Here is a 9406-nt window from a genome sequence, read left to right on the forward strand (position 1 = left end):
CGGGCGGATTCATGGCCGGATCTGGTCGCGATCCGGCACCGGATCCCGATCCGACACCGGATCCTGATCCGGCACGTCAGGTCTTCAGCACGAGGCAGGCGCCGCCGACGGCGCGGATCTTCCCGCACAGCCCGTCCGCGGCCTGCCGGCTCTCGGCCGGGATGCGGACCCGGTAGAAGGCGCGCGTGCCGCGGTTGCGGAAGCGCGTGCCGATGATCATCGGGCGCACGTCGCCGATCACCTTCGCGTAGGCCGAGCGCGCCCGCGAGAAGCTCGCGAGCGCCAGCGATTTCGAGAAATTGCCGGCGAGCTGGATGCCCCAGGGCGCGACCGGCCCCTCGCTCGGACCCGTGGCGAAGCGGTCGCCGCGGGACGGGATGCGCAAAGCCGCGGTGGTCTGGAGGCAGGTCTGCTGGGTCTCGATGACGGGCTCCGCCTTCGCTTCGGGTCTGGCCTCGGGTTTGGCGTCCTTCTTCTCGGGGGCGCCCTCCGGAAACTCGATGGCGCCGCGGCCCGCGCCGGTGCGAAAGTCCTCCGCGGGGCTCCCCGTGATCCAGAGCACGTAGGCCCGGGTCTCGGCCGGCAGGCCGCCGGTGCCCGCGAGCCAGTTCGTCACCCGCTGCGGTCCGCCGTTATAGGCCGCCGCCGCGAGGCCGAGATTGCCGAACTGGCGCTTGAGGTCGGCCAGCAGGTGCGCCGCGTGCGGGATCGCCTGCTCTGGGTCGAACGGGTCGGTGAGCCCCCGCTCGCGCGCGGTGCCGGGCATGAACTGCGCCACGCCCTGCGCCCCCGCCGGGCTCACGACCCCCACTTTGAAGCTGCTCTCGCGCCAGATCAGCCGGGTCAGGAACGGCACCGGCAGGCCGCGGGCCTTCGCCGAGCCCTCGATCAGCCGGCAGAGCGCCTGCTCGACGGTCTCGGTCGCGCCCTCGGCGGGCGCGGCCCGGGCCGCACCCGCGAGCAGGAGCGCGCCGAGCGCGGCCAGGATCCAGTGCGGAAAGGAAGTCACGCCGCGGGTTCTAGTGCCGAGGGCGGCGCGATCAATGCGGAATGCGTCCGCCCCCCTTTGTAGAGCGGGCGAGCGGCGCGCGGGCCGTTCTCCCGGTTCGCCCTCGGATACCCGGCGCGCTATAACCCGCCGACGCGCGGCGCCCCTCGCCGCGCCCGAGAAAACCCGCAGGCGCGATGCCGGACCCGTTGCTCTCCGTCGAGGATCTCTCGGTCACCTTCCCCGGCGGCACCCGGGCGGTGGACCGCGTCGGCTTCACCATCGCGCCGGGCGAGACCGTGGCGCTGGTGGGCGAGTCGGGCTCCGGCAAGTCGGTCACCGCGCTCTCCATCCTGCGCCTCGTCGACGGCGCGGCGGAGCTCTCGGGAACGATCCGTTTCAAGGACCAGGACCTGCTGGCGCTGCCGGAGCGCCGGATGCGGGCGGTCCGCGGCGCCGACATCACCATGGTGTTCCAGGAGCCGATGACCTCGCTCAACCCGCTCCACACGATCGAGCGGCAGATCGGCGAGGTTCTGGCCCTCCACCGCGGTCTCCGGGGACGACACGCTCGCGCGCGCATCCTCGAACTGCTCGACCTGGTGGGCCTGCGCGACGCCGAGCGACGCATGGGCGCCTACCCGCACGAGCTCTCCGGCGGCCAGCGCCAGCGGGTGATGATCGCGATGGCGCTCGCCTGCGAGCCGGACCTCCTGGTGGCCGACGAGCCGACGACGGCGCTCGACGTCACCGTGCAGGCCCAGATCCTCTCGCTGCTCGCCGACCTGCAGAAGCGGCTCGGCATGGCGATGCTGTTCATCACCCACGATCTCGGCATCGTCGAGCGCATCGCCCAGCGGGTCTGCGTGATGTTCAAGGGCCGGATCGTCGAGGCGGGCCCGACCGCGGAGGTGTTCGGGGCGCCGCAGCACGCCTATACCCGCCGCCTCATCGCCGCCGAGCCGAAGGGCCGCGCCAACCCGGTCCCGGCCGCCGCGCCGGTCCTGCTCCAGGCGGGACCGCTGAAGGTCTGGTTCCCCCTGAAGGAAGGCCTGCTTCGGCGCACCACCGGCTACGTGAAGGCGGTGGACGGCGTCTCGGTGATGGTGCGGGCCGGCGAGACGGTCGGCATCGTGGGCGAGTCGGGCTCGGGCAAGACCACGCTCGGCCTCGCCCTCCTGCGCCTGATCGGCTCGGAGGGGCCGATCGTGTTCATGGGCAAACCGATCGACGGGTTCTCGGTCGCGGCGATGCGGCCGCTTCGCCGGGACATGCAGGTGGTGTTCCAGGATCCCTACGGCTCGCTCTCGCCGCGCATGTCGGTGGCCGACATCGTGGCGGAGGGTCTGGTGGTGCAGGGCGAGGCCCGCTCGGGCAGCGAGCGCCGGGCCATCGTGGCGCGGGCGCTGCACGATGTCGGGCTCGATCCCGCCGTGATGGACCGCTACCCGCACGAATTCTCCGGCGGCCAGCGCCAGCGCATCGCGATCGCGCGCGCGATCGTCCTGAAACCCCGCTTCGTCGTGCTGGACGAGCCGACCTCGGCCCTCGACCGCTCGGTCCAGGCCCAGATCGTCGCCCTGCTGCGCGACCTGCAGCGCGAGCGCGGCCTCGCCTACCTGTTCATCAGCCACGACCTGAAGGTGGTGCGCGCGCTCGCCAACCACGTCCTCGTCATGCAGAACGGGCAAGTGGTCGAGGAGGGGCCGGCCGAGCAGATCTTCGCGGCGCCGCGAACCGACTACACCCGGACCCTGTTCGCGGCCGCCTTCAACCTGAAGAGCGACACCGTCGCCGAGCTGGAGCCGGCCTGATATGGCCCGCGCCCTCCTCATCGTGCTCGATTCCGTCGGCATCGGCGGCGCGCCCGACGCCGCCGCCTACGGCGATGCCGGCGCCGACACGCTGGGCCACATCGCCGAGGTCTGCGCCGCGGGCGTGGGCGACCGCGCGGGCCTGCGCAGCGGTCCGTTGCGGCTGCCGCACCTCGCCGCCCTCGGTCTCGGGCTCGCGGCGGAGGGCGCGAGCGGCCGCGTGCCGCCCGGCCTGGAGATCGCCGGGCCAGCGCGCGGGGCCTGGGGCCATGCCGTCGAGACCGCCGCTGGCAAGGACACGCCGTCGGGCCACTGGGAGATCGCCGGCCTGCCGATGCGCGAGCCCTGGGGCCACTTTCCCGACACGCGCCCCGCCTTCCCGGAGGCGCTGACCCGCGCGCTGACCGAGCGCGGGGGCATCCCGGGCATTCTCGGCGACCGGCACGCGGCAGGGGCGGCCATCGTCGCCGAGCTCGGGGCCGAGCACCTGCGGACGGGCCGGCCGATCTGCTACACCTCCGCCGACAGCGTGTTCCAGATCGCGGCCCACGAGGAGGCCTTCGGGCTGGAGCGCCTGTACGATCTCTGCCGCACCGCCCGCGTGCTCTGCGACGATTACCGAGTCGGCCGCGTCATCGCGCGGCCCTTCCTGGGCGACGCGGAGAGCGGCTTCCGCCGCACCGGCAACCGCAAGGATTTCGCGGTCGCCCCCCCGGGCGAGACCCTTCTCGACGTGGCGGCGGGCCGCGCGGTGGTCAGCGTCGGCAAGATCGGCGACATCTTCGCCCACCGCTCGACCGGCCGCGAGGTGAAGGCCGCCGGCAACCGGGCCGGTCTCGACGCGGCCCTCGCGGCCTTCCGCGATCTGCCCGACGGCGGCCTCGTCTTTCTGAACCTCGTGGATTTCGACACCGAGTACGGCCACCCGCGCGACGTGGCCGGCTACGCCGCCGCGCTGGAGGCGTTCGACGCGCGCGTGCCGGAGATCGACGGCGTCCTGCGGCCGGGCGACCTCTGCCTGATCACGGCCGACCATGGCAACGACCCGACCTGGACCGGCACCGACCACACCCGCGAGCAGGTGCCGGTGCTGGCCTTAGGCCCGGATATCCCGGCGGGACCGGTCGGGCGCCGGGCGAGCTTCTCGGATATCGGTGCGACGGTCGCGCGCCATCTCGGCCTGCCCAAGCTCGCGGCGGGCCATGCCTGGTGGTGATCGCGTGGCGGTGATGCTTTCCGGCTGAAGGAGGACGGCGTGCGGGAGGACGAGGAGCGGGTGCGCAAGGCACCCAGCCACGAGATCGGTCAGGCGCTCGACGCGCTCTCGGTCGATGACTTGGCCGAGCGGATCGACCTGCTGCGCCGGGAGATCGCGCGGCTGGAGGCGGCCCGCGCCGCCAAGGAGAGCGCCCGCGGCGCGGCGGACGCGTTCTTCAAGCGCTGACCCCGGGGCCGCCGGAATTTCCGGTCGAGGCTCACGGATTCTCGGCCTCGCCGACGCGGCCCCGGACCGGCGGAGCGGGAGCAGGACCGATGGAACCAGGGGCCGAGGGCCTCAGAGCGTCTTCTCGACCAGCCCTTCGATCCACTCCGCCTGGGTCTCGCCGACCGAGCGTCCAGCCTCGGCCGCCCCCTTGAAGGCGATCAGCGTACTCTGCATCCGGGCATCGAAGCGGCGCAGCAGATCTTTCTGCGTGTCGAAATCGATGGTGAAGACGCGCAGATCACGGAAGCGCGGCTCGGCCGCCAGACGCGCCAGGATCGGCTTCTGCGCCTTGCAGATCGGGCACCAGGGCGCCGCGACCGCTACGATGATCGGTGAGCCCGCTCGCTGCGCGGCCGCGAAGGCCTCCGCCTCGAAAGGCAGGATCTCGCCCGCTCGAGCCGGGACGACGGGCACGGCGAGGAGCGCGGCGAGCGCGACGAGGCGGCGACGGGTGAGCATGGCGTTTCCTTGCGGGCTCTGCGGGGCCCTGTCTCACCCGTGTTCGCCGCGCGGTCGCAGCGGGTTACGGGCTGCGGCTCGGCCGGCTCGATAAAACCCGTTTCGGCGAAACCCGGCTCAGGCCGCGCTTCGGTCCTGCCGCGCACGGTGGCTGTCGAGGAACGCCTCGACCGCCGGCCAGCGGCCGAGGAAGGCAACGACGATGGCCGGATCGAAGTGCTGGCCCGCCGCGTCGACGAGATGTTGGCGGGCGCGCTCGGGCGGCCAAGCCTGCTTGTAGGGGCGCTCGGTGGTGAGCGCGTCGAAGACGTCGGCCACCGCCACGATGCGGCCGGAGAGCGGGATGGCCTCGCCTGCCAGGCGGTGCGGGTAGCCGGTGCCGTCCCAGCGCTCGTGGTGGCTCAGCGCGATCTCGGCCGCGAGCCGCATCACCGGCGAGGCGCTGCCGCCCAGGATGCGCCAGCCCCGCTCGGCGTGCCCCTCCATCTCCCGGCGCTCCTCGGCCGTGAGCAGACCGGGTTTGAGCAGAATGGCGTCCGGCACGCCGATCTTGCCGACGTCGTGCATGGTCGCGGCGAGGCACAGCTGCCGACGCTCGGCCGGCGGCAGACCCAGGGCTTCGGCGATGAGGCCGACATAGGCCGAGACGCGGGCGATGTGATCGCCCGTATCGGTGTCCCGGTTCTCGGCCGCGCGCATCAGCGTGGAGACGATCTCGCGCTCGCGCTCCTCCACGAGGGCCACAGCCGCAGCGACCTCCCGGGCGAGCTCGGCGGCGTGATCCCGTTCGGCCATGTGGGCGCGTGCGAGGGCGAGGAGGTTCGACACGCGCGCCCGGATCTCGACCGGGTCCGCCGGCTTGCCGAGGAAGTCGGTCGCCCCCGCCTCCAGCGCCTCCCGGCGGAGCGAGCGCTGGTCGTAACTCGTCACCATGACGATGGGCAGGCTCGCGAGACCGGGGATGCGCCGCACCGCCCGGATGACCTCGAGCCCGTTCATGCCGGGCATCTCGTAATCGGTGATGAACACGCCGATCTCGGGCGCGCGGGCGAGCGCGAAGGCGATCGCCTCGGCGGGCACCGTGAAGTCGTGGGCCACGCAGCCGGCAATGGGCTGCAGCGCTGTGACCGTCAGAAGGTTGTTCATCTCGCCGTCGTCGAGCACCACGGCCCGCAAGACGCGTTGGTTCGGCATCCACAGCTCCGATCCCGCGATCGCTCACATCGATGTGACGCGGAAATCGTGCACGAACCGTGACGACCGGCACCCATTCGAGCGCTCGGGGGCGTGCAGATCCCGGATATCTTGTGGGTGAGGGTTAGCGATCGTCTCGCGAGATCGCCCCCGGATGCGCGCGGCGGCGTCGATGACTGTCGATCTCGTCAGGATTGATGGCGATGGGGATGCGACGACTTTGGGTTGTGAAGCGACGATGAACCTCGGAGGACAGCGGCAGGCCCCATCGTGAGACGGCGCCGCGACGGCCTGAGCGCCCAGCCCGCTTACGGCTCCCCCGCCTCCCGCCGCTGCCGCTCCTCGACGACGAGCGCGGCCCTGTCCTCAGGCGTCACCGCGTCCATGGTTCGGCGGATGCGCAGCGCCCGCGTCGGCTCGCCCTCCCGCATGACCAGCACGATCGTTTCGAGGTCGGGACAGCCGGGATCCGCGCAGGCGATCTCGTTGACGGTGAGCGCGTCGCAGGGTCCGAGCCCGAGGGCGTCCCGCAGATCCTGCTTGAGATGGGCCGCGATGGCGGCCCGCTCGGCCGAGCGGACCCGCCACGCTTTCAGACTGACGAAGGCCATGAGATCTCCGCCGGCGATGGGCCGGCCGCACGTCTCGGTGAGGCGTGCAACAATGTTGCAGCAAGTCCCGCCCGCCCTGTCAAGGTGCCTTGGCCCTGCGCCTCGGTATCGCACAAAGGCATCGAAACGCCCCGCAAACCTGCTAGAGCCTGCCGGGAGCTTCGACGATCCGGCTCCGTGCCGCCGGCGCGGCGGGACGAGGACGGGAGATCTCTGGTGCGACCCTGGCGGGAGGGATCGGGCGACCGGCGCGGCTACCACCACGGCAACCTGAAGGAAGCCTTGATCGAGGCCGCGCGGCGGTTCATCGCCGAGCGGGGCATCGCGGGCTTCACCCTGGTCGATGCCGCGCGCCTCGTCGGCGTCACGCCGGCCGCCCTCTACCGGCATTTCCGCGGGCGCGAGGCGCTGCTGGAGGAGTTGGCCGGCCGCGGCTTCGCCGACCTCGCCGAGCGACTCGCCCGGGCGCTGACCTCGCGCGGCAGCGCGCTGGAGCGCTTCACCCGGATGGGCGAGACCTATCTCGCCTTCGCCGAGGAGGAACCGGCCTACTACGCGGCGATCTTCGAGACGCGCGGTCTCAACGTCAGCATCGATTCCGCGTCCCGGCCGAGCCCGTTCGACATGCTGGTCGAAGCGCTGCAATCGACGTTTCCCGAAGGTTTCGGCGGCGTCGCACCGCGCTTCATCGCCCTGGAGGTCTGGGCGCTGTCGCACGGCCTCGCCACGCTGTCGGCCGCGGGCCATCTGCCGAAGGGGCCGGGCTTGCCCGACAAGTACGAGCTTCTCCGGGCGGGCGTTCTCGCCCTCGTGCACGGCGCGCGCGGCGGACGTCCCTGAGCGATCCCGCGCGGTGGAGACGCTGAGAGCAGATGCGGGCCTCTTGAAACCCCCGCACGGGCCCCGCATGTTAACGCCGTTCACATGAACGCGGAGCCCACCCGTGAGCACAACCTCCACCAACCCCTGGGGCAACGGCAGGGTCTGCCGCTCGGGCCCCTTCCCGCGCCGCTCCATCGAGATCGGTGCGATCGTCCTGGCCTTCATCTACTGGTGGCCGATCGGTCTCGCTCTCGTCGCCTGGAAGGTGGCGGGCTATCCGGCGCTGTCCGAGTTGCGCGGCCTCGGTGATCGCCTGCGCGAGGGCGGCCGGCCGGTCTCGCGTTTCGCCCAAGCCTTCGAGGCAGCCAACAGCCGCTCGTCCGGCAACGCGGCCTTCGACGATTACCGCCGGTCCGAGCTCGACCGCCTGGAGGCGCAGCGCCGCGCCCTGCAGGAGGAGAGCCGCGCCTTCGCGGCCTTCGTGGAGGAGCTGAAGCGGGCCAAGGACCGCGAGCAGTTCGACGCCTTCATGGCCAAGCGCCGGGCGGAGGGCGGCGAAGGCCCGCGCACCGTCTGAGCCAAGTCGACCCCACGAACGACATCGGGGCTCTCCGCCGGCGGGCGGGGAGCCCTTTTTCATGCGGCTGTTGGCGGGCGGCTGTTGCATGGCCGCAATCGTTTCGGCACATCTCGACCGCTGGTATCCAACGGAGAACGACATGGCGGCGGTCACGGTGGTGGACCACCCCCTGGTGCAGCACAAGCTGACGCTGCTGCGCGACCGGGAGCGCTCAACCCAGGGATTCCGCAATCTCCTCAACGAGATCGGGATGCTGCTGGCCTATGAGGTCACCCGCGACCTGCCTCTCGAACCGGTGACGATCGAGACGCCGATCCAGACCATGGAGGGTCGGCAGATCCAGGGCAAGAAACTGGTTCTCGCCCCCATCCTGCGCGCTGGCGTCGGCTTCCTCGACGGGATGCTGTCGCTGCTGCCCTCGGCCCGCGTCGCCCATGTCGGCCTCTACCGCGATCCCGAGACGCTGGAAGCCGTCGAGTACTACTTCAAGGCTCCGTCGGATCTCGCCGACCGCACCGTGCTGGTGCTTGACCCGATGCTGGCGACAGCCAATTCCGCAGTGGCGGCACTGCAGCGGCTGAAGGAGCGCGGCGCTCACGACCTGCGCTTCGTCTGCCTGCTCGCAGCGCCGGAAGGGATCGCGCGCCTCCGCGCCGCCCATCCCGATGTTCCGATCTGGACCGCGGCGATCGACAGCCATCTCAACGACCACGGTTACATCGTGCCGGGTCTAGGCGATGCGGGAGACCGCATGTACGGCACGCGCTGATCCGGCGACCGCGGATTCTGGGCCGCGCTGCCCATCGAAGTCCCCTCCCCTCTTGGGGCGAATAAGCGAGCCATATCGCAGAGCACGCTCGGCCCACAGAAGAGGATGCCCCTGGTTGCAGGCGCCGACAGAGCGCACGATCGCGCCCGCTACGGACCAGCCGACATGCGAACGGCCCGTCATCGTTGGATGACGGGCCGTTCGGATTTGGTTGCGGGGGTTGGATTTGAACCAACGACCTTCAGGTTATGAGCCTGACGAGCTACCGGGCTGCTCCACCCCGCGCCAGGGTGTTCCGAGATCGTGCTGAGGGAATGCGGCTCTGTTGGAGCGTGTTGCCTGTGCTTGGCGGGTCTGGCGGCGACCGACTCTCCCGTGTCTTGAGACACAGTACCATGGGCGCTGGTGTGTTTAACGGCCGAGTTCGAGATGGGATCGGGTTCTGGGCACACCGCTCAGGCCACCAGACCGGCCAAGCGCAGGTTTCTTTGGGACCTTTGCTGTCGCGGGTTTTGCGACGGCGGGAGCCCCAATCGTTCGGCAAGCAGGTTCGGGCGACAGCCGCGCTGTGGGCGGGCTGGTGCCTGGTCTTGTGTGTTTTGCGACCGCTGCCGATCCGGTGTGGATCGGCCGATCCTGTTGGATCGGTGTTGTTGCGGCGATGGATCACGAGAGGCGATCAA

The 9406-nt window shown here is 71.2% G+C and carries 10 protein-coding genes, 1 tRNA gene and 1 rRNA gene; 6 read left to right on the top strand and 6 right to left on the bottom strand.

Translation table 11 applies throughout. From position 1 onward, the window contains the following. Positions 1 to 76: 76 nt before the first annotated feature. The gene (locus MFF54_RS16460) at positions 77 to 1009 is read right to left on the bottom strand and encodes a lytic transglycosylase domain-containing protein (RefSeq protein ID WP_238303919.1); all 933 of its coding nucleotides are present in this window, start codon (positions 1007 to 1009) and stop codon (positions 77 to 79) included. Positions 1010 to 1185: 176 nt separating this feature from the next. On the opposite strand from MFF54_RS16460, the gene MFF54_RS16465 reads away from it, so the two are divergent. Genes MFF54_RS16465 through MFF54_RS16475 form a run of 3 tightly spaced genes read left to right on the top strand, consistent with a single transcriptional unit; the run spans position 1186 to position 4246 of the window. Next, positions 1186 to 2802 (top strand): ABC transporter ATP-binding protein, encoded by a 1617-nt coding sequence (locus MFF54_RS16465; protein WP_238303920.1) that lies wholly within the window; start codon positions 1186 to 1188, stop codon positions 2800 to 2802. A gap of 1 nt (position 2803) precedes the next feature. Further along, positions 2804 to 4018, top strand: coding sequence for a phosphopentomutase (locus tag MFF54_RS16470; RefSeq protein ID WP_238303921.1), 1215 nt, complete (start codon positions 2804 to 2806; stop codon positions 4016 to 4018). A gap of 39 nt (positions 4019 to 4057) precedes the next feature. Further along, a complete protein-coding gene (locus tag MFF54_RS16475; protein ID WP_238303922.1) occupies positions 4058 to 4246 on the top strand; it encodes a DUF1192 domain-containing protein in 189 nt (62 codons plus the stop codon). 111 nt (positions 4247 to 4357) lie between these two features. Here the strand turns inward: MFF54_RS16475 and MFF54_RS16480 are convergent, their stop codons facing one another. From MFF54_RS16480 to MFF54_RS16490, 3 genes are all read right to left on the bottom strand, one after another. Next, positions 4358 to 4747 carry a thioredoxin family protein gene (locus tag MFF54_RS16480; protein ID WP_238303923.1) on the bottom strand — a complete coding sequence of 130 codons (390 nt, stop codon included), beginning with the start codon at positions 4745 to 4747 and terminating at the stop codon, positions 4358 to 4360. Between the two features lie 117 nt (positions 4748 to 4864). Further along, positions 4865 to 5923, bottom strand: coding sequence for an HD-GYP domain-containing protein (locus MFF54_RS16485; RefSeq protein ID WP_238303933.1), 1059 nt, complete (start codon positions 5921 to 5923; stop codon positions 4865 to 4867). Between the two features lie 326 nt (positions 5924 to 6249). Beyond that, positions 6250 to 6552, bottom strand: a complete 303-nt coding sequence (locus tag MFF54_RS16490; RefSeq protein ID WP_238303924.1) for a hypothetical protein — start codon at positions 6550 to 6552, stop codon at positions 6250 to 6252. A gap of 216 nt (positions 6553 to 6768) precedes the next feature. Here MFF54_RS16490 and MFF54_RS16495 point away from each other — a divergent pair, with 216 nt between their 5' ends. The 3 genes from MFF54_RS16495 to upp all read left to right on the top strand — a co-directional run bounded on the left by MFF54_RS16495 (position 6769) and on the right by upp (position 8723). Next, on the top strand, positions 6769 to 7392 hold the full coding sequence (locus tag MFF54_RS16495; protein WP_238303925.1) for a TetR/AcrR family transcriptional regulator: 624 nt from the start codon (positions 6769 to 6771) through the stop codon (positions 7390 to 7392). Positions 7393 to 7495: 103 nt separating this feature from the next. Further along, on the top strand, positions 7496 to 7951 hold the full coding sequence (locus MFF54_RS16500; protein ID WP_238303926.1) for a DUF2852 domain-containing protein: 456 nt from the start codon (positions 7496 to 7498) through the stop codon (positions 7949 to 7951). 142 nt (positions 7952 to 8093) lie between these two features. Then, a complete protein-coding gene (gene upp, locus MFF54_RS16505; RefSeq protein ID WP_238303927.1) occupies positions 8094 to 8723 on the top strand; it encodes a uracil phosphoribosyltransferase in 630 nt (209 codons plus the stop codon). A gap of 208 nt (positions 8724 to 8931) precedes the next feature. On the opposite strand, the gene MFF54_RS16510 is transcribed toward upp, so the two are convergent. Next, positions 8932 to 9008, bottom strand: a tRNA-Met gene (locus MFF54_RS16510). Positions 9009 to 9075: 67 nt separating this feature from the next. Beyond that, positions 9076 to 9191, bottom strand: a 5S ribosomal RNA gene (gene rrf / locus MFF54_RS16515). Positions 9192 to 9406 lie beyond the last annotated feature (215 nt).

It is taken from the genome of Methylobacterium gregans, from assembly GCF_022179245.1.
GTDB classification, from domain to species: domain Bacteria; phylum Pseudomonadota; class Alphaproteobacteria; order Rhizobiales; family Beijerinckiaceae; genus Methylobacterium; species Methylobacterium gregans.